The organism is Microbacterium sp. No. 7, from assembly GCF_001314225.1.
Lineage (GTDB): Bacteria > Actinomycetota > Actinomycetes > Actinomycetales > Microbacteriaceae > Microbacterium.
The window spans coordinates 939,909-962,691 of record NZ_CP012697.1 but is presented as its reverse complement, the minus strand read 5'-3'; the positions used below and the strand labels follow the sequence as shown (position 1 = coordinate 962,691).

Here is a 22,783-nt window from a genome sequence, read left to right as displayed (position 1 = left end):
GATGCCGCACACACCGTCCCGACACCATCCGTCCCGCACACACACCAGGAAGTCCCTCATGCGTTCACGCCTGCTCTCCGCCGCCGCCGTCACGGTCGCGACGCTGTCCGCCCTCGCCCTCGCGGGCTGCGCCGCCGACGCCCCCGCCTCGTCCGACGCCCCCGGGGCGGCCGACGAGTCCGCCGCGGCCCCGGCCGACGGGGCCTGGCCCCGCACGATCACGCACGCCGCCGGCGAGACCGAGATCCCCGCCGAGCCCGTGCGCATCGTCTCGACCTCGCCCTCGATCACGGGCAGCCTGCTCGCGATCGAGGCGCCGCTCGCGGCGAGCGCCGCGGCGATGGTGACCCCGCTCACCGACGACGAGGGCTTCTTCACGCAGTGGGCGTCCGTCGCGCACGAGCGCGGCGTCGAGGTGCTCTACGCCGACCTGCAGCTCGATCTCGACGCGATCGACCTGTTCGAGCCCGACCTCATCATCGGCTCGGTCAACGGCGCCGACGCCACCCTGGAAGCCTACGAGCAGCTCAGCGAGATCGCCCCCACGGTGCTGCTCGACTACGGCACCGTGACGTGGCAGGAGCTGACGGCCGAGCTCGGCGGCATCACGGGCCTCGAGGAGCAGGCGGCCGCGACGATCGCCGAGTACGACGCGTGGGTCGCCGAGAAGGCCGAGTCCATCGCCCTGCCCGAGCAGCCGGTCACCGCGGGCGTCTACCTCGGTGCCGACGGCCTGTGGGCCTTCGGCGAGACGAGCCCGCAGGCGCAGCTGCTCACGGCGCTCGGCTTCGCCTACGAGCCGGCCGCGGCCGAGCTGAGCTCGCAGCAGGCGGGGGCGAACGGCGTCGACGTGATCAGCTCCGAGAACCTCGCGGGCGCGTTCGACGCGACGCAGACGATGTTCCTCGTCGCGATGGGCGGCGGCGATCCCGTCGCGGCGTTCACGGCCGACCCGCTCGTCGCCAACCTGCCGGCCGTCGCCGCGGGCCGCGTGCACTCCCTGGGCACCGAGGCGTTCCGTCTCGACTACTACAGCGCCCGCAACACCGTCGAGCTGATCGCGGAGACCTTCGCGGGATGAGCGCGACGCGCACGGCGCCCGCGGGGCGGGACGACACCGCCGCGGTGCGTCCCGCCCCCGGGCGTCGTGCCCTGCTGCTCATGGCGGCCGCCGCCGTCGTCACGGTCGTCGCGGCCGTCGTCGGCCTCGGCGTGGGATCGCATCCGGTGCCGGTCGCGACCGTCGTCGAGGCGCTCCTCGCGTTCGACCCGTCGCAGAACGACCACCTCGTGATCGTCGCGTCGCGCCTGCCGCGCATCGTGCTCGGCGTGATCGTGGGCGCGGCGCTCGGCCTCGCGGGCGCCCTCATGCAGTCGCTCACCCGCAACCCGCTCGCCGATCCCGGCATCCTCGGCGTGAACGCGGGCGCATCGCTGCTCGTCGTCATCGGCATCGCCGTGTTCGGCGTCTCGTCGGTGCACGGCTACATCTGGTTCGCGTTCGCGGGCGCCGCCCTGACCGCCGTGCTCGTGTACGCGCTCGGCTCCGCGCACCGCAGCGCCGCGACGCCCGTGCGCATCGCCCTCGCCGGCACCGCCGTGGCGATCGCGATCGGCGCCGTCACGCAGATGGTCCTGATCAGCCACGAGACGGCGTTCCAGTACTTCCGCTACTGGTCGGTGGGCTCGCTGCAGGGGCGGGGCCTCGACGTCATCCTGGCCGTGCTGCCGTTCGTCGGCGCCGGCGTGCTGGTCGCCCTGCTGCTCGCCCCCTCGCTCGACGTGATCGCGCTGGGCGACGAGGCCGCCCGCTCGCTCGGCACCCACGTGGGCGCCGTGCGGGGCGCGACCGCGGTCGCCGTCGTGCTGCTCGCCGGCGGCGCGACGGCCGCGGCGGGACCCATCGGCTTCATCGGCCTCGCCGCGGCGCACATCGTGCGGCGCGTGACCGGCAACGCGCACCGCTGGCTGCTGCCCTGCTCCGTCGTCGTCGGCGCGGGGCTCCTCGTCGCCGCCGACGCGGCCGGCCGCGCGCTCGTCGCGCCCGCCGACCTGCAGAGCGGCATCGCCGCCGCGCTGCTCGGCAGCCCGCTGTTCGTCGCGCTGGTGCGCTCCCGCAAGGTGGCGTCGCTGTGAGCGCGCCGCCGTCCGGCATCCGCGTGCTGCCCGGCGTCCGCGTGCTGCGGCTCGGGTCGTGGTCGTTCCGCGTGCCGCGGCGGCCGGCGCGCACCGCCGCGCTGCTCGCCGTCCTGATCGTCGCGGTCGTGCTCGTGTCGCTCTGCGTGGGCACGATCCTGCTGAGCCCCGCCGACCTGCTCGGCACCCTCACGGGCGACGCCTCCGCGGCGACGATACGCTCCGTGTGGGGCCGGCGGATGCCGCGGGCCCTCACCGCGCTGCTCGTGGGCGCGAGCCTGGGCATGAGCGGCGCCGTCTTCCAGTCGCTCTCGCGCAATCCGCTCGGATCCCCCGACATCATCGGCTTCACATCGGGCGCCGCGACCGGCGCCGTCGCGCACATCGTGCTGTTCGGCGGCGGGATGTGGGGGACGGCCGTGTCGGCGGTCGTCGGCGGGCTCGTGACCGCCGCCGTCGTCTACCTGCTCGCCCGGCGCGACGGCGTGAGCGGCGGCATCCGCCTCGTGCTCGTCGGCATCGGCATCGGCGCCGGGGCGAGCGCGCTCACGTCGCTGCTCATGGTGCGCGCCGCGCTCGACGACGCGACGCTCGCCCAGCTGTGGTCGTCGGGCTCGCTCACGGGCCGCGGCTGGCCGCACGTGTGGACGATGCTCGCGGCGCTCGTCGTGCTCGTGCCCCTGCTGGCGGTGCTCGTGCGCGACGTGTCGTTCCTGGAGATGGGCGACGAGGCCGCGCAGGGCATCGGCGTGCACGCCGAGCGCGTCCGCTTCCTCGCGATGTTCCTCGCCGTCGTCGCCGCGGCGGTCGCGGTGGCCGCCGCCGGGCCCATCGCGTTCGTCGCCTTCGCGGCTCCGCACATCGCGCGCCGCATCGCACCCGCCACCGGCGTGCAGCTGGGCGTCTCCGCGCTCGTCGGGGCGCTCGTCCTGCTGCTGGCCGACCTGCTCGCCGAGAACCTCGACGTGGGACTGCGCACGCCCGTCGGGCTCGTCACGAGCCTGCTCGGCGGCCTGTACCTGCTGTGGCTGCTCGCGCGCCGCATCTGAGCCCCGGCATCCGCCCTTCCGATCTGGAGACCGATGGAACCTTCCGCCCTGGAGACGCGCGACCTGCGCCTGGGATACGCCGCGCGCACGATCGTCGACGGCCTGAGCCTGACGATCCCGCCCGGCGGCTTCACCGTGATCGTCGGCCCGAACGGATGCGGCAAGTCGACCCTGCTGCGCGCCCTCGGCCGCATGATCGCGCCCCGCGCGGGATCGGTGCACCTCGACGGCACCGACCTCGCGACGATGCGCACGAAGCAGATCGCCCGCCGCATCGCATTGCTCCCCCAGTCGCCGCTGACGCCGGGCGCGATCACGGTCGGCGATCTCGTCGCCCGCGGCCGCAACCCGCATCAGAGCCTGCTGCGACAGTGGTCGCGCGAGGACGAGCGCGTCGTGGAGGAGGCGCTGCGCGAGGTGGCGCTGCACGGCGACGCCGACCGCCTGGTGGAGGAGCTCAGCGGCGGGCAGCGCCAGCGCGCCTGGATCGCGATGACCCTCGCCCAGCAGACGCCCGTGCTGCTGCTCGACGAGCCGACGACCTATCTCGACGTCGCCCACCAGGTCGACGTGCTCGACCTGTGCTCACGGCTGCACGCCGCCGGACGCACGCTCGTGGCCGTGCTGCACGACCTCAACCTCGCCGCCCGCTACGCGTCGCACGTCGTCGCGATGCGGGACGGCGCCGTCGTCGCCCAGGGCACCCCGCACGAGGTGTTCACGCGCGAGATCATCCGCCGCGTGTTCGACCTCGACGCGCTCGTGCTGAGCGACCCCGAGAACGGCCGGCCGCTGATCGTGCCGCGCGACCTGCGGGCGGCGGCGGGCGGCGCGGCCGGCGGCGCCGCGGCGTCCGGCCGTGCGACCGCGACGTCCGGAGCTGCACACCCGGTGCCCGCTGGAGCGCCCGAGGCTGCGACCACGGCATCCGCCCCTGATTTCCCGACATCCACCCCCGAGACCCCGACCGAGGAGAACCCATGACCGACAAGCCCCTGCACGAGCGCGCCGCCGTGCGTTCCGAGGACCACGACCGCGACCTGCACCGCGTGCACGGACGCGTGCGAGAGATCGTCGAGGTGAGCCCCGAGCTCGTGCGGCTCGTGCTGCAGATCCCCGGCCTCGCCGACGACCCCGCCTGGGAGCGGCCGAACGTCGCGATCCGCCTGACCGTGCCCGGCGCCGACGTCGAGGTGTCGCGCGTGTACACGGTGCGGGCGTGCGACACCGCCGCCGGCACGATCGAGGTCGACGTCGTGCGGCACGGCGTGTCGAGCCCCATGATGCGGCTGCTCGACGGCGTGCGCCTCGGCGACGGCATCCCGCTCGTCGGGCCGCGCCCGCACTTCGTCTTCCCCGAGGCGCGCGGCCGTGAGCTGGCGCTCTTCCTCGACGCGACCGCGATCCCGGCGCTCTACGCGCTGCTGCGGCAGGCGCCCGAGGGGCTGCACGGACGCGGCTGGGTCGCGACCTCCGACGAGACGGCGTTCGCCGAGCTGCCCACCGTGCCCGGCCTCGCCCTGGAGCGCGTCGAGCCGGGCAGCGGGTTCGAGACGCAGCTGCGCGGCTTCGCGAGCGCCGACGTCGTCGTGTGGGGCGCGGGCGAGCGCGACGAGATGCGCGCCGTGCGCTCGCACTTCCGCGGCACGCTCGGCTGCGCGAAGGACGACGTCGCGGTCTTCGGCTACTGGAAGCGCGGCACGAGCAACACCGACATCGACCTCGCCCGCCTCACCGCCTACGAGGCGCTGCTCGCCGACGGCGGCACCGTCACCGAGATCGACGACCTCGCCCTCCCGATCTGACCCCCGCATCCCCACCCCCGGTCAGCCCCCGGGCGCCCGCCGAGAATGCATACGGTCGCCGAGAATGCATACGGCGGCCGAGAATGCGGGCCGCACATGCAGTCTCGGCCGCCACGTGCACTCTCGCGGTTCTGCGTGGTGGACCGGCGGTGTGTGGCACGACGTGATAAGGCCGGGGGACGGATGCCACGTGGCATCCGTCCCCCGGCCTTGTGCTGAGCGGCGTCAGAGGCTCTCGACGATCTCGCGCATGAGCGCGGCGGTCTCGCTGGGGGTCTTGCCGACCTTGACGCCCGCGGCCTCGAGGGCCTCCTTCTTGGCCTGCGCCGTGCCGGCCGAGCCCGAGACGATCGCGCCGGCGTGGCCCATCGTCTTGCCCTCGGGCGCGGTGAAGCCCGCGACGTAGCCCACGACGGGCTTCGTGACGTTCGCCTTGATGAAGTCGGCGGCACGCTCCTCGGCGTCGCCGCCGATCTCGCCGATCATGACGATCGCCTTGGTCTCGGGGTCGGCCTCGAACGCGGCGAGCGCGTCGATGTGCGTCGTGCCGATGATCGGGTCGCCGCCGATGCCGATGGCGGTCGAGAAGCCCAGGTCGCGCAGCTCGAACATCATCTGGTAGGTCAGGGTGCCCGACTTCGACACGAGGCCGATCGGGCCCTTGCCCGTGATGTTCGCGGGGGTGATGCCGACGAGCGACTCGTCGGGCGTGATGATGCCGGGGCAGTTCGGCCCGATGATGCGCGTCTTGTTGCCCTTGCTCTTGGCGTAGGCCCAGGCCTCGGCCGAGTCGAGCACGGGAACGCCCTCGGTGATGACGACGAGCAGCGGGATCTCGGCGTCGATGGCCTCGATCATCGCGGCCTTCGTGAAGGCGCCCGGCACGAACGCGATCGACACGTCGGCGCCCGTCGCGGCGATCGCCTCGGCGACCGAGCCGAACACGGGGATCTCGACGGTGCTGCCGTCCTTCGCCTCGTGCGTGACGGTGGTGCCGGCCTTGCGCGCGTTCACGCCGCCGACGATCTGGGTGCCCGCCTTGAGCATGCGCGCGGTGTGCTTGGTGCCCTCGCCGCCCGTGATGCCCTGGACGATGACCTTGGAGTCCTTGTTGAGGAAGATCGACATTTCGAAAAGTCCTTGTCTTGTCGGCGCGGGTCAGGCGTGAGCCAGCTCGGCGGCCTTGTCGGCGCCCTCGTCCATCGTCGCGGCGAGCGTGACGAGCGGGTGGGCGTACTCGTTGAGGATGGCGCGGCCCTCGTCGACGTTGTTGCCGTCGAGGCGCACGACGAGGGGCTTGGATGCCGTGGCGCCGAGCGTCTCGAGGGCGCCCTTGATGCCGTTGGCGACCGCGTCGCACGCGGTGATGCCGCCGAACACGTTGACGAAGACGCTCTTGACCTGCGGGTCGCCGAGGATCACGTCGAGGCCGGCGGCCATGACCTCGGCCGACGCGCCGCCGCCGATGTCGAGGAAGTTGGCGGGCTTGACGCCGCCGTGGTTCTCGCCCGCGTAGGCGACGACGTCGAGCGTCGACATCACGAGGCCCGCGCCGTTGCCGATGATGCCGACCTCACCGTCGAGCTTGACGTAGTTGAGGCCCTGCGCCTTGGCCTTGGCCTCGAGCGGGTCGGCCGCGGCCTTGTCCTCGAGCTCCTCGTGGTCGGGGTGACGGATCTCCGACGCGTTCTCGTCGAGGCTGACCTTGCCGTCGAGGGCGATGATGTCGCCCTCCTCCGTCTGCACGAGCGGGTTGACCTCGACGAGCGTCGCGTCCTCGCCCTTGTAGACCTCGAAGAGCTTGACGAACACGTCGGCGACCTTGGGCGCCAGCTCGTCGTCGAAGTTCGCGGCCTTGGCGATCTCCAGCGCCTTGGCGGCGTCGATGCCCGTGATCGGATCGACCTCCACGCGGGCGAGCGCCTCCGGCTTCTCGACCGCGAGCTGCTCGATCTCCATGCCGCCCTCGACCGAGCACAGCGAGAGGTACGAGCGGTTGGCGCGGTCGAGCAGCACCGAGAAGTAGAACTCGCGCGCGATGCGGGCGCCCGCGGCGACCATGACGCGCTTGACGACGTGGCCCTTGATGTCGAGGCCCAGGATCGCCTTCGCGGCCTCGTAGGCCTCGTCGGCGTTCTTCGCGACCTTGACGCCGCCGGCCTTGCCGCGGCCTCCGGTCTTGACCTGGGCCTTGACGACGACAACGCCGCCGATCTTCTCGGCGGCGGCCTTTGCTTCTTCGGGGGTGTCGGCGACGATGCCGGCGAGAACCGGCACCTCGTACTTCTCGAACAGGTCTCGTGCCTGGTACTCGTACAGATCCACGGGCAATCCTTCGCTGGAGGCAGGGATGGTGAGGTGCCGGGATCGTCACTCGGTGGCGATGCCGACCGTCTTTCAGCCTACTACCGCGCGAAGTGGTCGCCTGACGCGCAGCCGGGGGCAACTAGGCTGGGAGATCATGGGTGATGAAGCTCCGCAGTCCGCCTTGCGCGCCGTCGTCTCGGCGGCGCTCGACCTGTTCGCCGCGCAGGGGTTCGAGGCGACCTCCGTCGAGCAGATCGCCCAGGCCGCGGGCGTCTCGCGGTCGACGTTCTTCCGCCAGTTCGGCGGCAAGGACGACGTCGTCTTCGCCGACCACGAGGTCGTGCTCGAGACGCTGCGCCAGCATCTCGCACAGCGGCACGCGAACCCCTGGGCCGCCGTGTGCGAGTCGTCGATGATCGTGTACCGGCACTTCGCCGCCGAGCCGGAGCTGGCCCGGCGCCGCTACGCGATCGTGCGCGCGGTGCCGGCGCTGCGCGACCGCGAGATCGTCACCGTCTTCCGCTACGAGCGGCTCTTCCACGACTATCTGCGCACGGCGCTGCCGAGCGTCGATCCCGCCCATTCGATCGCGTTCGCCGCATCGGTCACGGCGGTGCACAACCACGTGTTCCGTCAGCAGCTGCGCGGCCCCCGGCGCGTGCCGATCTCGGTGCTGAGCAACGCCCTCGACGACCTCATGCGGCGCTTCGGCGTGCACGACGACCCCACGCCGCCCGCGGACGACGACGTCGTGGTGGCGGTCTTCCCCCGCCGCATGCCCCCCGCCGAGATCGCCCGCCGCCTCACGGCCCAACTCGACTGACGCCCCGCCCCCGGGCGGCCCCCTCCCCCACACGGCGCGTTCCTCGCCGAGACGGTGGGGTCGTTGCCGAGACGGTGGCTTCCTCCCGAGCCGGCGGCTCCCTCATCGAGATGGTGGGATTGTCGCCGAGACGGTGTCTTTTCCGTCGAGACGGTGGGCACCATGTCGGCGACAATCCCACCATCTCGGCGTAGAAGGCACCATCTCGGCGAGAAGGGCACCATCTCGGCGCGACGGCGGGCGCGCGGGGTTGAAGGGCTAGGGGGTCTCGCCGGCGGCGACGGTCTCGGCGAGGGCGTGCACGCGGGGCAGGTGGTGGGTGCCGTAGAAGTCCGCGGCGGTGATGCGCGCGGCATCCGCCTCGGAGCGCTCGGCGTGGCCGAACACGGCGGCGAGCGCCAGCCCGTGCATCCAGCCGCCCGCGAGGGTGCCGAGCAGCATCAGATACGGCACGCTCACCGCGTACGCGTCGCGCGGCGCATCGGCGAAGCCGAGCAGCGCCGCGGTCGCGCGGCGCGCCGCGTCGACGGCACGCCGCAGGCGCTCGGCCGTGCGGGCCGCCTCGGGCGCGTCGATGCCGCTCAGGGTCGCGATCGTCTCGTCGATGAGCCCGAACACCTGCTCCGCCGTGGCGCCGCCGTCGCGCAGCACCTTGCGGCCGACGAGGTCGTTCGACTGGATCGCGGTCGTGCCCTCGTAGATCGTCATGATGCGGGCGTCGCGGTAGTGCTGCGCCACGCCCGTCTCCTCGACGAACCCCATGCCGCCGTGCACCTGGATCGCCTCGCTCGTGATGAGCTGCGCCTCCTCGGTCGCCCAGCCCTTGAGGATCGGCACGAAGAACTCGCCGAGCCGGCCGGTGCCGTCGGCATCCGCGCGGTCGAAGAGGTCGCCGGCGAACACGCCGAGCGCCCGCATCGCGTAGATGCGGGTCGACATCGACAGCAGCAGGCGCCGCACGTCGGGGTGCTCGCCGATCGTGGCGCCGGCGTCGCGCCCGAGCACGCGGCCCTGCACGCGCTCGGCGGCGTACCCCGCGGCCTGCTGGTAGGCGCGGTCGGCGATGCCGGTGGCCTGCAGGCCCATGCCGGTGCGCGCCGAGTTCATCATGACGAACATGCCGTCGAGGCCGCCGTGCAGCTCGCCGACGAGGTATCCGGTCGCGTTCTCGAAGGCGAGCACGCACGTGGGGCTCGCGTGGATGCCGAGCTTGTGCTCGATCGCGACGGTCGTGACGCCGTTGCGCTCGCCGGAGCCGACGTGGTGCTTCGGCACGACGAAGAGCGAGAGCCCGCGGGCGCCCGCGGGGGCGTCGGGCGTGCGCGCGAGCACGAGGTGCACGATGTTCTCGGCGATGTCGTGGTCGCCCCACGTGATGAAGATCTTCTGGCCGCTCACCGACCACGACCCGTCGCCCTGCGGCGTCGCGATCGTGCGGATGGCGCCGAGATCGCTGCCGGCCTGCGGCTCGGTGAGGTTCATGGTGCCGGTCCACTCGCCCGACACGAGCTTGGTGAGGTACGTCTCGCGGATCTCGTCGGATGCCGCGGCGTCGAGCGCGTGGATCTGGCCGGCCGACAGCAGCCAGCACAGCGCGAAGGCGGCGTTCGAGGCGTTCCAGATCTCGCCGAGCCCCGCGCGCACGACGCCCGGCAGCCCGTCGCCGCCGGCCGACTCCGGCGCCTCGGCGGTGACCCAGCCCGCCTCGACGAAGGCGCGGTACGCCTCGGCGAAGCCGTCGGGCATGTGCACCTGGCCGTTCTCCAGGCGCGCGCCGACGCGGTCGCCGACGGACTCGAGCGGCGCGAGCACGCCGGCCGCGAAGTCCCCGGCCCCCGCGACGATCTCGGTCGCGTCGTCGGCGGTGAAGGCGCCGCCCGACGCCTGCGCCGCGATGTCGCGGCCGAACGCCTCGGCGAACAGGAAGGCGTAGTCGTCGACCGGCGGGGTGTAGTCAGTGGCCACGGTGTGCTCCCTTGCAGAATCGGGCGTGATACCGAGCGTCAGTATATGTGAAACCGAGTGTCATCGCATCATCCACGCGAAAAAACCCTGCGACGCACGGCGGATCGTGCGTCGCAGGGTTCCCGCCCGCTGTGGGGCGACGTTCGGGCTACTCCCCCGCGGGCTTCACGGGGCTGTCGGCCGGGTCGGTGCCCGCGAGGGCCAGCACGGGGGCGAGCTGCTCACGGCTGACCTGCATCCACGGGCCGGCCGCGTCGATCACGACACCGGTGAGGGTCGGCTGGGCGACGAGCGCCGCCGCGAGCTGCGCGGGCTCGAACGCGACGGGGCGGTCGTCGCGGCCCATGGCGAGCACCTCGAGGGGGTGCGAGTAGAGCTCGAGCAGGCGCTCGCCCTCCGACGGGCGCATCTCGGCGAGGCCCACGCCCTCGGCGACCTGGCGCGCCGCCGCCCACACCTTGACGCGCGCGAGCGCCTGGCCGACGGCCACGGCGTTCTCGGGCGAGCGCCCGCGGGCGAGGAGCGACTTGATCGTGTGCTCGGGATCGGCCTCGTTGAGCGCGCGCTCGATGAGCGCCGCGGGCAGCACGATGCGCGAGCCCTCGGTCGCGTGGTTGAGGATGAGCCCGTCGTGACCGCCCTCCAGCACGTTCTTCAGCACGACCGTCGAGGGCTGCGAGAGGGCCGACGTGTTGGTGTCGCCGTCGGAGTTCACGCTGTCGCGCAGCGCGTCGACGCCCGTGAAGGCGAGCAGGAACTTCTTGTCCTCGACGACCGAGACGCCGAGCGTCAGCGGCTTGTTCTCGGCGCGCAGCTGGTCGATGTTGCCGGCGACGCGCAGGTACAGGTGGCCCTGCAGCGCCTGGCGCATGACCTTGATGACGTCGAGCGGCTCGGGCGGGAACGGCGCGCCCTGCAGCGCGGCGTGCAGCACGATGTTGGCCGGCATGGCCGATGCGGCGGACGGGGCCGCCTGGCCGTTGGCGGCGGGCTGGCCGTTCGCGGCGGGCGCCGCGGGCGGGGCCTGGTGCGGCTTGCCATAGGTCGACACCGAGATGTTGACGTGCGGGACGGGCTCGTCGGCCGCGACCGGCTCGACCGGCTCATCGGCCACGGCGTCGGGGGTCTCGGATGCGGAGGGGTCGTTCTTGTCACGTCTGAACAAAGCCATGCGTCGAGCCTAGCCGCGCGGGATGCCCGTTGCCTTCGGGAACCCTGCACAGAGCCTGGCGGCCGGCGGCCGCGCGGATGCCGCGGAAAGGGCTCCCGCGCGGGACGGATGCCGCACGGCGGCGCCCTCGTCATACGACGTCACCTCGGCGCCGCCCGCCCGCGGGGCGGCTCACAATCGATGCATACCTGTCCGCCGGGCCGTCGTATCGGCCCACCCGAGACGCGAGGCCGCTCATGTCCGACATCCGTTCCGCCGCGGTCGACACCGCCGTGCTCGACAACCCCGCGTGGCACGCCCTGACCGGGCCGCACGCCCGGTTCGCGATCGGCGACGACCTCGTGCGCCGCTACCCCGCCGACGTCGCGACGTTCGTGGCGGTGCGCGACTGGGACGACCCGCGCGTCTGGGACAGCATCGTCGAGATCGTCGGCCCGGGCGGCACGCTGGGCATCTCGCACGCCGACCCCGCGCTGCCCGCCGGCTGGGAGCCGGCGTGGCGCGGCGCCGGGGTGCAGCTCGTCGAGACGGAGCGGCTGGCGCCGCGGCCCGACGACGAGGCGATCGAGCTGGGAGCCGAGGACGCCGCCGACATGCTCGCGCTCGTCGAGCGCAACCAGCCCGGACCGTTCCAGCCCCGCACCCACGAGCTCGGCCGCTACATCGGCATCCGCCGTGACGGACGGCTCATCGCGATGGCGGGCGAGCGCCTGCATCCGGAGGGGTGGACCGAGATCAGCGCGGTGTCGACCGACGACGCGTACCGGCGTCAGGGGCTCGCGTCGCGGCTCGTGCTCGACATCGCGTTCGGCATTCAGCAGCGCGGCGACCGCGCCTTCCTGCACGCCGCCGCCGACAACACGGGCGCGATCGCCGCCTACGAGAAGCTCGGCTTCGCGCTGCGCAAGAGGACGACGTTCGTCGGCGTGCAGGTGCCCTGATCCGGCATCGCCGCCGGAGAGGCCGCGCGACGGTCAGGATGCCAGCGCCGACGCCCCCGCGACGATGACCGCGACGCCGGCGCTCGCGAGGGCCAGCGCGAGCACGACCACCCCGGCCCACAGCAGCACGATCGCGCGGCCGGGCCGCCGCGGGTCGTTGCCGAGCACCGAGAGGAAGAAGCCCGCCGGGATCAGCAGCGCACTCGCGAGCACGCCGACGCCGGCCCACTGCCACGCGGCGGGCGCACCGGAGACGGCGAGCACGAGCACGACGACGAGGCCGAGCGTCACGAGCACGCCGGCGTGCGCGTGACCCGCGCGGAAGAACGTCTTCTGCAGGTCGTTGAACGGCATGCCGGCCGCGTGGATCCGCAGCAGGAACGTTCCGCCCGACATGATTCCGATGACGGTGAGGATCGTCGCGCCCGCGACGATCGAGACGATGGGGTCCACGGCTCCTCCTTGGATAGTTCGACTCTCCAAGAGTAGATAGTTATACTCTCCAACACAAGGGAGGGGTGCCGGATGCTGATCTCCGAGCTCTCGCAGCGCAGCGGGGTCCCCCTCGCGACCGTGAAGTTCTACCTGCGCGAGGGGATGCTGCCGAAGGGCCGCCCGGTCTCGGCGACGCGTGCCGAGTACGACGACGACCATCTGGCGCGGCTGCGCCTCATCGGCGCCCTCGCCGAGGTGCGGGGTCTGCCGCTCGCGCGCATCCGCGACATCCTCGACCTCGTCGACCACCCCGACTCCGCCGATCCCGTCAGGACCCTCGGGCGGGCCGTCGAGGCGCTCCCGCCGTACGTCGCGACCGGCGGCGAACACCCGCTCGCGCACGCCGCGATGGAACGGCTCGGGCTGGTCTACCACCGCGACGCCGCCGCCGTGGCGCAGCTCGACCACGCGCTCCGCGCGCTCGAGGCGGCGGGTCTCGACGACTCCCCGGCGACGATCGACCGCTACAGCGACGCGATGCGCGATGTCGCGATCGGCGAGATCGCGCCGGTCGCCGACATGCCGCTGAGCGAGGCCGTCTCGTACGCCGTGCTCGGCACCGCGATGTACGAGCCGCTCATGCTCGCCCTGCGCCGGCTGTGGCACCACCACCTCGTCGCGGCCGCGACGGCGGGGGCAGGGGATGCCGAGGATGCCACGGCCGACGCCGCGGCATCCGGGGCCGGGGAGACCGGCACCGGGGAGATCGGCACCGGGGAGACCGGTACCGCAGACGCGGGGGCCGCCGGGCACTGACCCCCGTGCACCGTGCGGGACTTCTGGCCGGCACGGGACGATATACGCGGCCGGATGCCCGGCATCCGCCATCCGTCCTGCACCGCGCACGGCGGCGCCGGAACGCCGCGGCATACTCCAGCCCACCGCGCCCCACCGCGCGCGCGAGGGCGATCGTCACCTCAGTGCTGAGCGCACGTCGGTGTGCGTGAAGTCATCGCCGACGAAGAGGAGGTCGTCGCCGGTGATGGCGGCGAGCGCATAGCTGTAGCAGTCGCCGAGGTTGAGGCGAGCCGGATGGCCCGATCCCCGCCCGTAGTCGCGATAGGCCTGCCTGGCGACACGACTCTGCTCCGCGTCGAACGGCACCACCTCGACACCCCAGTCGGCGAGTCGCCGATCGACGGCAGCGTGCAGCTCAGGGCGCCGATATCGCATCAGCACGCCCGTCAGCTCGACCAGCGTCGCGGCCGAGATCGCGAGCCGGGGCGCCGACGAGATGCACCTGGCGACGGCTTCCGCGTCCGTCTCGCCGTCGATCACGGCGACGATCGCCGAGGTGTCGATGATCACTGCGGGAGGCCCCACTCGTCGTACATGTCGTCGTCGATCTGCTGCCGCGCCGGCCCGTCACCGGCCAGCTCGCGGATGTCGAGCAGGTCGCTGCGTATGCGCTGGAACCGCGTGTCGTCGCCCCGGCGCTCTCGCTCGAGCTTCTCGCGGAGCGCGACTTCGAGCGCACTCACCTGACTGGTGCCGAGCACCGCGGCCAGCTCGCGCGTCAGCTCGAGCACCGTCGGATTCTTGATGCTGAGGCTCATGGTGTCATTCTACCCATTGGCGTATGCCTTTACACCTTCCACGCGACGGCCGTCGCCGGAGAGCGGCACGGGCCGCCGACCGCGCTCAGATCTTCTGGATCGGGGCGACCTTGATCAGCAGCTTCTTGGCGCCCGCGGTGTCGAAGCGCACGTGCGCGACGCGCTTGGCGCCCTCGCCCGTGATCATGTCGACGCGCCCCTCGCCGAAGTCGTCGTGCCGGATGCGATCGCCCGCCTCGAGCTGCAGGTCGCTGTTGTCGCGCATCTTCGCCGGGATGCGGTTGGCGAAGCGCTCGAGCGACGGGGTGGGCTCGCGGCGCGGCAGGGGCACGAGGTCGTCGCCGTACCGGCGGCCTCCCGCTCCCCCGCCCGGGCCGCCGGGCCGCCGCGCGTTGAGCGCCCGCGACTGCGCGCCGCCGCGGGAGTTCACGTCGCCGGGCGACTGGCGCCACTGGATGAGCTCCGCCGGGATCTCCTGCAGGAAGCGGCTGGGCATGGCGGCCGAGACCTCTCCGAACTGCGCGCGGGTCATCGCGAGCGACAGGTACAGGCGCTTGCGGGCCCGCGTGAGCGCCACGTAGAACAGCCGGCGCTCCTCCTGCGGGCCCCCGGGCTCGCCCGCCGAGATGCGGTGCGGGATGAGGTCCTCCTCGACGCCGGTGACGAAGACGGCGTCGAACTCGAGGCCCTTGGCCGTGTGCATCGTCATGAGCGAGACGGAGCCCGACCCGTCGTCGAGGTCGTCGGCGTCGGACACGAGGGCGACCTCGGTGAGGAAGTCGAGGATCGTGCCGTCGGGGTTGTTGCGGGCGAACTCACGGGTCACGGCCACGAGCTCGTCGAGGTTCTCGACGCGTGCCTCGTCCTGCGGGTCCTTCGAGAGGCGCAGCGCGTCGAGGTACCCGCTCCCCTGCAGCAGCGTGTTCAGGCCCTCGGTCACCGACGTCGGCGGGGCGACCTCGCCCAAGGCGGGCAGCATGATCTCGGCGGCCTCCCGCAGCACGGCGTCGAGCCGGCGGATCGAGGCCTGCAGCTTGGGCCCGAGACCGATCGCGGCGGGGTCGGCGAGCGCCTCGCGGAAGGTGATGCCGTGCTCGGCCGCGTAGCGGGCGATCGCCGTCTCGGTCACATCGCCGATGCCGCGGCGCGGCTTGTTGAGGATGCGGCGCAGCGCCAGCTCGTCGGCGGGGTTGGCGACCGCGACGAGGTACGCGAGGGCGTCCTTGATCTCGGCGCGCTCGTAGAACCGCGTGCCGCCCATGATCTTGTAGGGCACGGCGGCGCGGATGAGGATCTCCTCGAGCGCGCGGGACTGCGAGTTGGTGCGGTAGAAGACCGCCATGTCGGAGTAGCCGAGACCCGCGCGGTGCAGCGCCTCGACCTCGTCGGCGACGAACTGCGCCTCGTCGTGCTGCGAGTAGCCGGTGAACCCGACGATCGGCTCGCCGGCGCCGACGTCGGTCCACAGCTTCTTGTCCTTGCGGTCGAAGTTGTGCCCGATGACGGCGTTCGCCGCGCTGAGGATGTTCTGGGTCGAGCGGTAGTTCTGCTCCAGCAGCACGACCTTCGCGCCGGGGAAGTCGCGCTCGAACTCCGTGATGTTGCGGATGTCGGCGCCGCGGAACGCGTAGATCGACTGGTCGGAGTCGCCGACGACGGTGAGGGACGCCGGCTCCGCGTCGGCGGACGGGGCGTCGAAGATCATCATGCCGCTGTCGCCCGCGCTGGTCGAGTGCGGTCCGCCGTCGGAGCCCGGGGCCCGCGTGAGCTCGCGGATGAGGGAGTACTGGGCGTGGTTGGTGTCCTGGTACTCGTCGACGAGCACGTGCCGGAAGCGGCGGCGGTACACGTCGGCGACGTGGGGGAAGGCACGGAACAGGTAGACCGTCTGCGCGATCAGGTCGTCGAAGTCGAACGCGTTCGCCCGCTGCAGCGCGCGCTGGTAGTCGGCGAAGATCTCGACGAACAGCCGCTCCGCCGGGTCGGAGAGGTTGGCCGTGCGCGCGTACGACTCGGCGTCGGCGAGCTCGTTCTTCAGCTTCGAGATGCGGCCCTGCACGGCCGCGGGCGTGAGGCCGAAGGCATCCGCCTCGTGCTCCTTGACGAGGCGCTTGACGAGCGCGCGCGAGTCGCCCGAGTCGTAGATCGTGAAGCTCTTCGTGAACCCGAACTGCTCCGCCTCGCGGCGCAGGATGCGCACGCACGCGGAGTGGAACGTCGAGATCCACATGCCGCGGGCGCTCTCGCCGACGAGGTGCCCCACGCGCTCGCGCATCTCTGCGGCGGCCTTGTTGGTGAAGGTGATCGCGAGGATCTGGCTCGGCCAGGCCTCGCGGCGCCGCAGCAGCGACGCGATGCGGTGCGTGAGCACGCGGGTCTTGCCCGACCCGGCTCCCGCGACGATCAGCAGAGCCTGGCCGCGATAGGTGACGGCGTCGCGCTGCGGCGGGTTGAGCCCGTCGAGCAGGTCGTCGTCGGCGCGGGCATCGCCGACGATCAGCGGTTGTGGAGGCTGGCTCATGACCCGTCAAGTCTAGGCCCGGGCTCCGACACGGCCTCCGCGCCTCCTCTCCGCCGTGGCCGGCGTCAGTCCCCGTCGCGACGTTCGGAGGAGCGGGCGCGGCTGGGCTGCACGCGCGGCGGCTCGCCCGGCATCTTGGGGAAGTCGGGCGGGAACGGCAGCTCGCCGAGGCCCGCGTCGAGGTCGCGCTGCCACCACTCCAGCAGGGTGTCGATGCGTCCCGGGGCGGCGGCCAGCCGCTCCCACGGGTCGCCGACCTCGGCGAGGCGCTGCGGCACGGTGCGCACCGTGAACGCGCCGGGATCCACGCCGGCATCCAGCTCGTCCCACGTGATCGGCGTCGACACGGTCGCGCCCGGCAGCGGGCGCGGGCTGTAGGCGCCGGCCATCGTGCGATCGCGACTCGCCTGGTTGAAGTCGATGAAGATGCGCGCGCCGCGCTCCTCCTTCCACCAGCTCATGGTGACGCGGTCGGGCATGCGCCGCTCGATCTCGCGCCCCGCGGCGATCAGGGCGTGTCGCACGTCGAGGAACTCGTGCGCCGGGACGATCGGGCAGAACAGATGGATGCCGCGGCTCCCGCTCGTCTTCGGGAACGCGGTCAGGCCCGCCTCGGCGAGCACCTCGCGCGCCACCGGCGCGACCGCGGCGGCCTCGGCGAAGCCCGTTCCCGGCTGCGGGTCGAGGTCGATGCGCAGCTCGACGGGATGATCGACGTCGTCGGCGAGCGAGGCCCAGGGGTGGAAGACGACGGTGTTCATCTGCACCGCCCAGACGACCGCGGCCGCGTTCTCCAGCACGACCTGCGGATGCCGGCGTCCGCTGTTGTAGGTCACCATGACCTCGCCGACGTAGTCAGGCGCGCCCCGGGGAGGGTTCTTCGAGAAGAACCGCTCGCCGTCGACGCCGGCCGGGAAGCGCTCCAGCGACACCGGCCGGCGCCCGTTCGCGCGCAGGAACGGCGACGCGACGGCGACCACGTACTCGGCCAGCTCGCGCTTGGTGATCCCGGCGTCCGGCCAGATCACGCGATCCGGGCTCGACAGCGAGACCTCGTGCTCGCCCGCGGCGACGACGATGCGCTCGGATGCCATGCCCCGACGCTACTTCGCCGTATGACGCACCACCAGTGGGGCGCCGCGCCCAGCGGCTTCGCCTCCCCGGGGTGCTGGTTATCTCCGCGAGGGTGCTGGTTATCTCCGCGAGGGTGCTGGTTATCTTCGCGAGGGTGCTGATTGTCTCGTCGAGGGTGCTGATTGTCTCGATGGGAGCGCCTTCTCAGCGCGACCGACGACAGCTCCTCGCCAAGATGCAGAGCACCCTCGCGAGAACAAGGAGCACCCTCGGGAGAACGACTGGCACCCTCGCGAGAACAACTGGCACCCTCGCGAGAACAAGGAGCACCCTCGGGAAGACAACTGGCACCCTCGCGGGGAGAGGGGCGCGCCGAGGGTGGGCCGCCGAGGGCTACAGGAGCCGGCGCTGGGAGGCCCAGACGGTGAGCTCGTGCCGCGACGAGAGCTGCAGCTTGCGCAGCACGGCGGACACGTGCGTCTCGACGGTCTTGATCGAGATGAACAGCTCCGCGGCTACCTCCTTGTACGCGTAGCCGCGGGCGATGAGCCGCATGACCTCCTGCTCGCGGGCCGAGAGACGGTCGAGCTCGTCGCCCCCGGCGGCGGTCTCGCCCGCGACGGCGCCGAACGCGTCGAGCACGAAGCCCGCGAGCCGCGGCGAGAACACGGCATCCCCCTCGGCGACGGTGTGCACGGCGCGGGCGACCTCGGCGCCGGACGAGCCCTTCGTGATGTAGCCGCGCGCACCGGCCCGGATGACGCGCACGACGTCTTCGGCGGCATCCGACACGCTCAGCGCGAGGAAGCGCGTGGGCACGCCCGCGCAGCCGCGGATCACCTCTTCGCCGCCGGCGCCGTCGCCGCCCGTGCCCGAGCCGCCGGGCAGATGCACGTCGAGCAGCACGACGTCGGGAGCCGCGCGCGTGATCGCCTCGATCGCCGAGGGCACGTCGGCCGCCTCGCCGACCACCGCGATCGACGCGTCGAGATCGTGCCGCAGGCCCGAGCGGAAGATGGAGTGGTCGTCGACGATGACGACGCGGATGCCGGTCATGCCGCGCCCCCGATCAGCCGCAACTGCACCTCGGTGCCGCTCGCCCCCGAGCGGATCTCCGCCGAGCCGCCGACGCGGCGCATGCGTCCGACGATCGACTCGCGCACGCCCAGCCGGTCGCTCGGCAGGTCGTCGGGGTCGAAGCCGCCGCCGCGGTCGCGGACGAAGACCTCGACGCCGTCGCCGCGGCCCTCGATGTACACCGACACGTCGCCGCCGGCGTGACGGGCGGCGTTGAGCATCGCCTCGCGCGCCGCCGCGGCGACCTCGCCGCTCGCCCGCTCGGTCGACAGGCCCGCCGAGACGACCTCGATGCGCACGGGGTAGTCGAGCTCCAGCGCCCCGGCGTAGTCGCGCAGGTCGGTCGCGAGGTCGCTGTCGGCCGGCGCGTCGCCGTCGTAGAGCCAGGCACGCAGCTCGCGCTCCTGCGCGCGGGCCAGGCGCGCGGCCTCGCTCGAGGCGCCCGCCCGGTTCTGGATGAGGGCGAGCGTCTGCAGCACGGAGTCGTGCAGGTGCGCCGCCATCTCGGCCCGCTGCTCCTCGCGGATGCGCTTGACGCGCTCGCCCGACAGCTCGCGCCAGCGGCGCACGAGCGACGCGGAGAGCACGACGACGACGCCGCCGAGGGGCAGCAGGGGCAGCAGCATGCCGACGATCCCGCCCCCGCCCTGCAGCAGGAGCATCAGGATCGTGAGCTGCACGGCCAGGAGCACGACCGCGACGACGCGCACGATCGCCGCATGCCTCGGGCCGCGCGCGGGATCGGCACGGTCGATCACGGCCGCCCAGAGACCGGAGGCGGTCGCGGCCAGGCACGGGAGCACGACCGCGACGACGATGCCGAGCGCCTGGCTGGGCGCGTCGTAGCCCAGCCGCCACAGCAGGTCTCCGAAGGCCGGCATCGGCAGCAGGAACGTCGCCAGCGCCACGACGAGCAGCATCCACGCGACCGGCGCGCGCCGGGTCGGCGCCGGGTCGCCCGACTCCCAGGGCATGAACGCCCAGCACCACAGGTAGAACAGCACCCCCGCGCCGCCGAACGGCGCCAGCACGACGAACAGCGCGCGCACGGCCCAGACCGGGGCGCCGAGGTGTCGCGCGAGGCCCGCGGACACGCCCGTGACGGCGCACGCGCGCGGGCGGCGCAGCGGCGGACGAGCCCGCTCGTCGGAGCGGAGGTCATCGGAGCGGAGGTCATCGGCCCGCGCCGACGTCTCGGGCGCGGCATCCCGCGCCACGGCGGGCGCCGGGTCCCGCACGGCCTCGGGCGCGGCATCCCGCGTGACGGCGGACGCAGCCCTCGGCACGGCGTGGCCGGCGGCGGGCGCAGCCCCGGCGGCGGGCGCGAAAGAGGACATGCCGCCATCCAATCACCCGCCTCCGACACGCGGCATCCCGCCCGCGCAGAATCAGGGTCGGCTCAGGGTGCCACCCCATCGCGAGATGTCGGAGCCCTCCGCGAGGATCGATGCATGACGATCGCTCGACCGACGACGGATGCCGGCTCTCCGCGGCATGGCGCGCCCCCGGCCCCCGGCCCCGCGACGTCCCCGGGCGCCCCCGCGCCCCGTCGCTCCGACGGCTTCTTCGCGTGGATCGCCGACCGCGGCATCGTGCGCGCCGACGGCTGGCTCTCGGGCGTGTGCGGCGGCATCGCCGCGCGGCTGCGCATCGACCCGCTCATCGTGCGGGGCGTCTTCGTCGTCGCGGCGCTGTTCGGCCTGCCCATGTTCTTCGTCTACGCGATCGCCTGGGCGCTCCTGCCCGACCCCGACGGCCGCATCCTCCTGCGCAGCGCCCTGCACGGCCGGTTCGAGCCCGCGCTGCTCGGCGTCGCCGGGACGATGGCCCTCGGCCTCGTCCCCGTGGGCGGGTTCTTCTTCGTCTGGCTGCCGATGCTCGGCTTCTCGCCGTCGTCGGGCACGTGGGCCGTGCTCGCGTTCCTCGCGGTCGTCGGCGGCATCGCCGCGATCGCGCTCCTGCTCTTCCTGATCGTGCGCGCCACGCGCCGCACCCCGGGCCCGTCCGATCCGCGACAGGCTTCCGCGGCCCCGGCCGGCCCGGTCCCCCCCGCCCCCGGTTCGGGTCCGGCGGCGGACGAGGTGGATGCCGGGGCGCTCGCCGCGGCATCCACCTCCCCCCTCCTCCTCGCCGACGACGCCGCCCCCGCCGCGAGCGAGCCCGACGCCCCGCCGGCCGACGCGTCGTCCGACGATCTCGCGGCGTGGCGGGCGCAGCACGCCGCGTGGAAGGAGCAGGAGCAGGAGTGGCGCCGCCGGCAGCAGGACGCCGACCGCCTCGCACGCGAGCAGGCGCGGGCCGAGCGGCGCGAGCAGTCGGCCGCGTTCTCGGCCGCCGCCGCGGAGCATCGCCGCGTGCGCCGGCTGACCAATCCGCGCACGTCGGCCGCGTACGTCGCCGTGGTCGTCGGCGTCGCGATCGTCGCGGGGGCGCTCACCGCCCTCTTCGAGCGGCTCGACCTGGCGATCGCGGTGGGGCTGTTCACCGCCGCCTTCATCGTCGCGATCGGCATGATCGCGGCCGGCATCGCGCGCCGGCGCAGCGGGTTCCTCGCGTTCATGGCCGGGCTGCTGCTCGTCGCCGGCGCCGTGGCGACCGTCGTGCCGGTCGCGCAGTCGCTCAACGTCTGGGGGTACGGCCTCTCCAACCACGCCGAGCAGGCCTATCCCGCGCACGCGCCGCTGCGACAGCCGTGGGGACCGCTGTGGATCCTGGTCGACGACACCGGCGACGACGGCTCGTGGCACATCGTCAAGCAGGACGGCTCGACCAGCGTCTCCGTCGACGCCGGCGCAGAGGTCGTGCTCGACATCACGACGCGCAACGCGTGGGTCGGCGTCGTCGTCGCGAACGTCGACGGAGAGCAGCAGCACTGGTTCGTCGGCGACCTCGACGGCATCACGACGACCCGCCTCCCCGACGGACGCGTGCGCTACACGGGAACGCTGGGGCGCGACGACGCGCCCATCACGACGACCCAGAGCATCGTGCTCGAGCAGACGTCGGGGTACATCGACATCTCGCTGTGGCCGCCGGACGACGAGGCCGCCACGTATCACGAGGGCGGCAGCGCCGGCATCCGCCCGCGGCCCGTGGCGACGCCCAGCGCCGCCGTCGACGAGAACGAGGGAGGCGTCCGATGACGACAGACCAGCCGCCGGCGACCGACGACACGGGTCCGCACACGCCCGACGACCGCGACGACGCCGAGACCCGGGAGCTCGCCGCCACCGTGCCGGACGACCGGGACCAGGCCGAGACCCTCGACCTCACCGATGCCGTCACGGCCGGTCATGACGCAGAGACCCTCGATCTCGGCACCGCCGTCGTTGTCGATCACGACATCGCCGCCGCCCCGCGCGCCACGGTCGCACCGAACGATACCCTCATGCCGAACGGCACCGTCACGTCGTATGCCGGGATCATGCCGGATGCCACGGTCACGGCCGACGGCGCCGCGCCGGCGACGGAGCTCTCGCGGCCCCGCACACGCTGGGCCGCCATCATCTGGGGCCTCGTCTTCGCGGTGCTCGCCGCCGCGGGCCTCGCGCTCGCGAACGCGCCGCGCCCCATCGACCGGCTGAGCGAATGGGTGCAGCAGGTCGAGCCCGTGAGCCTCACCGCCTACGGCCTGCTCGTGGTCGGCGGCCTCGTGCTCGTGACGGGCCTCGTCGGCCTCGCCCGCCGCGCCCAGAAGCACCTCGCCGCGCGCCGCGCCCCCGGCATCCGCTGACCCCGGCATCCGCTGACCCCAGCGCCCGGGGTGTCCGCCGCCCCGGCATGCAACGCCGTCCCGCGCCGCCTCCGCTGTTCACAATTCAGGAGATCTGCGGGACCGGCGGCGTCGGTCCGCGGAATCCCGC

General features: G+C 73.1%; 21 protein-coding genes. 10 read left to right on the top strand and 11 right to left on the bottom strand.

Annotated elements, in window-relative coordinates; translation table 11 throughout:
- The first annotated feature begins 58 nt into the window (after positions 1-58).
- From fepB to AOA12_RS04280, 5 genes are read left to right on the top strand one after another with little or no spacing between them, the layout of a single operon-like run.
- On the top strand, positions 59-1,081 hold the full coding sequence (gene fepB / locus AOA12_RS04300; protein WP_054680650.1) for a Fe2+-enterobactin ABC transporter substrate-binding protein: 1,023 nt from the start codon (positions 59-61) through the stop codon (positions 1,079-1,081).
- A complete protein-coding gene (locus AOA12_RS04295) occupies positions 1,078-2,136 on the top strand; it encodes a FecCD family ABC transporter permease (RefSeq protein WP_054680647.1) in 1,059 nt (352 codons plus the stop codon). The genes fepB and AOA12_RS04295 overlap by 4 nt, the downstream gene beginning before the upstream one ends.
- Positions 2,133-3,185 (top strand): FecCD family ABC transporter permease, encoded by a 1,053-nt coding sequence (locus AOA12_RS04290; protein ID WP_231637178.1) that lies wholly within the window; start codon positions 2,133-2,135, stop codon positions 3,183-3,185. The genes AOA12_RS04295 and AOA12_RS04290 overlap by 4 nt, the downstream gene beginning before the upstream one ends.
- 33 nt (positions 3,186-3,218) lie before the next feature.
- Entirely contained in the window at positions 3,219-4,169 is a 951-nt protein-coding gene (locus AOA12_RS04285) for an ABC transporter ATP-binding protein (protein ID WP_082405924.1), read from the top strand.
- The gene (locus AOA12_RS04280) at positions 4,166-4,990 is read left to right on the top strand and encodes a siderophore-interacting protein (RefSeq protein WP_054680645.1); all 825 of its coding nucleotides are present in this window, start codon (positions 4,166-4,168) and stop codon (positions 4,988-4,990) included. The genes AOA12_RS04285 and AOA12_RS04280 overlap by 4 nt, the downstream gene beginning before the upstream one ends.
- Before the next feature lie 225 nt (positions 4,991-5,215).
- Here the strand turns inward: AOA12_RS04280 and sucD are convergent, their stop codons facing one another.
- Together sucD and sucC are read right to left on the bottom strand one after the other, a co-directional pair.
- A complete protein-coding gene (sucD, locus tag AOA12_RS04275; RefSeq protein ID WP_054680641.1) occupies positions 5,216-6,118 on the bottom strand; it encodes a succinate--CoA ligase subunit alpha in 903 nt (300 codons plus the stop codon).
- A 30-nt stretch (positions 6,119-6,148) separates the two neighbouring features.
- The gene (gene sucC / locus AOA12_RS04270; protein ID WP_054680638.1) at positions 6,149-7,315 is read right to left on the bottom strand and encodes an ADP-forming succinate--CoA ligase subunit beta; all 1,167 of its coding nucleotides are present in this window, start codon (positions 7,313-7,315) and stop codon (positions 6,149-6,151) included.
- Positions 7,316-7,451: 136 nt separating this feature from the next.
- Between sucC and AOA12_RS04265 the strand changes: the two genes are divergently transcribed.
- Complete coding sequence (locus tag AOA12_RS04265; RefSeq protein ID WP_054680635.1) at positions 7,452-8,120, top strand: TetR/AcrR family transcriptional regulator; 669 nt, start codon at positions 7,452-7,454, stop codon at positions 8,118-8,120.
- 258 nt (positions 8,121-8,378) lie between these two features.
- On the opposite strand, the gene AOA12_RS04260 is transcribed toward AOA12_RS04265, so the two are convergent.
- Positions 8,379-10,085, bottom strand: coding sequence for an acyl-CoA dehydrogenase (locus AOA12_RS04260; protein WP_054680632.1), 1,707 nt, complete (start codon positions 10,083-10,085; stop codon positions 8,379-8,381).
- A 148-nt stretch (positions 10,086-10,233) separates the two neighbouring features.
- Positions 10,234-11,256: an SseB family protein gene (locus AOA12_RS04255; protein WP_054680629.1), complete on the bottom strand. Its 1,023-nt coding sequence runs from the start codon at positions 11,254-11,256 to the stop codon at positions 10,234-10,236.
- A gap of 236 nt (positions 11,257-11,492) precedes the next feature.
- On the opposite strand from AOA12_RS04255, the gene AOA12_RS04250 reads away from it, so the two are divergent.
- A complete protein-coding gene (locus AOA12_RS04250; protein WP_054680624.1) occupies positions 11,493-12,197 on the top strand; it encodes a GNAT family N-acetyltransferase in 705 nt (234 codons plus the stop codon).
- A gap of 33 nt (positions 12,198-12,230) precedes the next feature.
- Here the strand turns inward: AOA12_RS04250 and AOA12_RS04245 are convergent, their stop codons facing one another.
- Positions 12,231-12,650: a hypothetical protein gene (locus tag AOA12_RS04245; RefSeq protein WP_054680622.1), complete on the bottom strand. Its 420-nt coding sequence runs from the start codon at positions 12,648-12,650 to the stop codon at positions 12,231-12,233.
- Between the two features lie 72 nt (positions 12,651-12,722).
- Here AOA12_RS04245 and AOA12_RS04240 point away from each other — a divergent pair, with 72 nt between their 5' ends.
- Positions 12,723-13,448 carry a MerR family transcriptional regulator gene (locus tag AOA12_RS04240; protein WP_082405921.1) on the top strand — a complete coding sequence of 242 codons (726 nt, stop codon included), beginning with the start codon at positions 12,723-12,725 and terminating at the stop codon, positions 13,446-13,448.
- Positions 13,449-13,604: 156 nt separating this feature from the next.
- Here the strand turns inward: AOA12_RS04240 and AOA12_RS04235 are convergent, their stop codons facing one another.
- The 6 genes from AOA12_RS04235 to AOA12_RS04210 form a co-directional block, all read right to left on the bottom strand.
- Complete coding sequence (locus AOA12_RS04235) at positions 13,605-14,000, bottom strand: type II toxin-antitoxin system VapC family toxin (protein WP_054680619.1); 396 nt, start codon at positions 13,998-14,000, stop codon at positions 13,605-13,607.
- Entirely contained in the window at positions 13,997-14,248 is a 252-nt protein-coding gene (locus tag AOA12_RS04230) for a type II toxin-antitoxin system VapB family antitoxin (RefSeq protein WP_054680616.1), read from the bottom strand. Before AOA12_RS04230 ends, AOA12_RS04235 begins: the two co-directional genes overlap by 4 nt.
- Positions 14,249-14,333: 85 nt before the next feature.
- Positions 14,334-16,769 carry an ATP-dependent helicase gene (locus AOA12_RS04225; protein WP_054680613.1) on the bottom strand — a complete coding sequence of 812 codons (2,436 nt, stop codon included), beginning with the start codon at positions 16,767-16,769 and terminating at the stop codon, positions 14,334-14,336.
- A gap of 65 nt (positions 16,770-16,834) precedes the next feature.
- Positions 16,835-17,863: a non-homologous end-joining DNA ligase gene (ligD, locus tag AOA12_RS04220; RefSeq protein ID WP_054680610.1), complete on the bottom strand. Its 1,029-nt coding sequence runs from the start codon at positions 17,861-17,863 to the stop codon at positions 16,835-16,837.
- A 373-nt stretch (positions 17,864-18,236) separates the two neighbouring features.
- Positions 18,237-18,899, bottom strand: a complete 663-nt coding sequence (locus tag AOA12_RS04215) for a LuxR C-terminal-related transcriptional regulator (RefSeq protein WP_054680606.1) — start codon at positions 18,897-18,899, stop codon at positions 18,237-18,239.
- Positions 18,896-20,257, bottom strand: coding sequence for an ATP-binding protein (locus AOA12_RS04210; RefSeq protein WP_054680603.1), 1,362 nt, complete (start codon positions 20,255-20,257; stop codon positions 18,896-18,898). Before AOA12_RS04210 ends, AOA12_RS04215 begins: the two co-directional genes overlap by 4 nt.
- Positions 20,258-20,371: 114 nt before the next feature.
- On the opposite strand from AOA12_RS04210, the gene AOA12_RS04205 reads away from it, so the two are divergent.
- Both AOA12_RS04205 and AOA12_RS23815 read left to right on the top strand, forming a co-directional pair.
- A complete protein-coding gene (locus AOA12_RS04205) occupies positions 20,372-22,063 on the top strand; it encodes a PspC domain-containing protein (protein WP_054680600.1) in 1,692 nt (563 codons plus the stop codon).
- Positions 22,060-22,653: a hypothetical protein gene (locus AOA12_RS23815; RefSeq protein WP_082405919.1), complete on the top strand. Its 594-nt coding sequence runs from the start codon at positions 22,060-22,062 to the stop codon at positions 22,651-22,653. The genes AOA12_RS04205 and AOA12_RS23815 overlap by 4 nt, the downstream gene beginning before the upstream one ends.
- Positions 22,654-22,783 lie beyond the last annotated feature (130 nt).

What these genes read in the sequence shown, in the direction of transcription:
- fepB (WP_054680650.1), top strand. Translation starts at nt 59, where the DNA reads ATGCGTTCACGCCTGCTCTCCGCCGCCGCCGTCACGGTCGCGACGCTG.
- AOA12_RS04295 (WP_054680647.1), top strand. Translation starts at nt 1,078, where the DNA reads ATGAGCGCGACGCGCACGGCGCCCGCGGGGCGGGACGACACCGCCGCG.
- AOA12_RS04285 (WP_082405924.1), top strand. Translation starts at nt 3,219, where the DNA reads ATGGAACCTTCCGCCCTGGAGACGCGCGACCTGCGCCTGGGATACGCC.
- AOA12_RS04280 (WP_054680645.1), top strand. Translation starts at nt 4,166, where the DNA reads ATGACCGACAAGCCCCTGCACGAGCGCGCCGCCGTGCGTTCCGAGGAC.
- sucD (WP_054680641.1), bottom strand. Translation starts at nt 6,118, where the DNA reads ATGTCGATCTTCCTCAACAAGGACTCCAAGGTCATCGTCCAGGGCATC.
- AOA12_RS04265 (WP_054680635.1), top strand. Translation starts at nt 7,452, where the DNA reads ATGGGTGATGAAGCTCCGCAGTCCGCCTTGCGCGCCGTCGTCTCGGCG.
- AOA12_RS04255 (WP_054680629.1), bottom strand. Translation starts at nt 11,256, where the DNA reads ATGGCTTTGTTCAGACGTGACAAGAACGACCCCTCCGCATCCGAGACC.
- AOA12_RS04250 (WP_054680624.1), top strand. Translation starts at nt 11,493, where the DNA reads ATGTCCGACATCCGTTCCGCCGCGGTCGACACCGCCGTGCTCGACAAC.
- AOA12_RS04240 (WP_082405921.1), top strand. Translation starts at nt 12,723, where the DNA reads ATGCTGATCTCCGAGCTCTCGCAGCGCAGCGGGGTCCCCCTCGCGACC.
- AOA12_RS04230 (WP_054680616.1), bottom strand. Translation starts at nt 14,248, where the DNA reads ATGAGCCTCAGCATCAAGAATCCGACGGTGCTCGAGCTGACGCGCGAG.
- AOA12_RS04225 (WP_054680613.1), bottom strand. Translation starts at nt 16,769, where the DNA reads ATGAGCCAGCCTCCACAACCGCTGATCGTCGGCGATGCCCGCGCCGAC.
- ligD (WP_054680610.1), bottom strand. Translation starts at nt 17,863, where the DNA reads ATGGCATCCGAGCGCATCGTCGTCGCCGCGGGCGAGCACGAGGTCTCG.
- AOA12_RS04215 (WP_054680606.1), bottom strand. Translation starts at nt 18,899, where the DNA reads ATGACCGGCATCCGCGTCGTCATCGTCGACGACCACTCCATCTTCCGC.
- AOA12_RS04210 (WP_054680603.1), bottom strand. Translation starts at nt 20,257, where the DNA reads ATGTCCTCTTTCGCGCCCGCCGCCGGGGCTGCGCCCGCCGCCGGCCAC.
- AOA12_RS04205 (WP_054680600.1), top strand. Translation starts at nt 20,372, where the DNA reads ATGACGATCGCTCGACCGACGACGGATGCCGGCTCTCCGCGGCATGGC.
- AOA12_RS23815 (WP_082405919.1), top strand. Translation starts at nt 22,060, where the DNA reads ATGACGACAGACCAGCCGCCGGCGACCGACGACACGGGTCCGCACACG.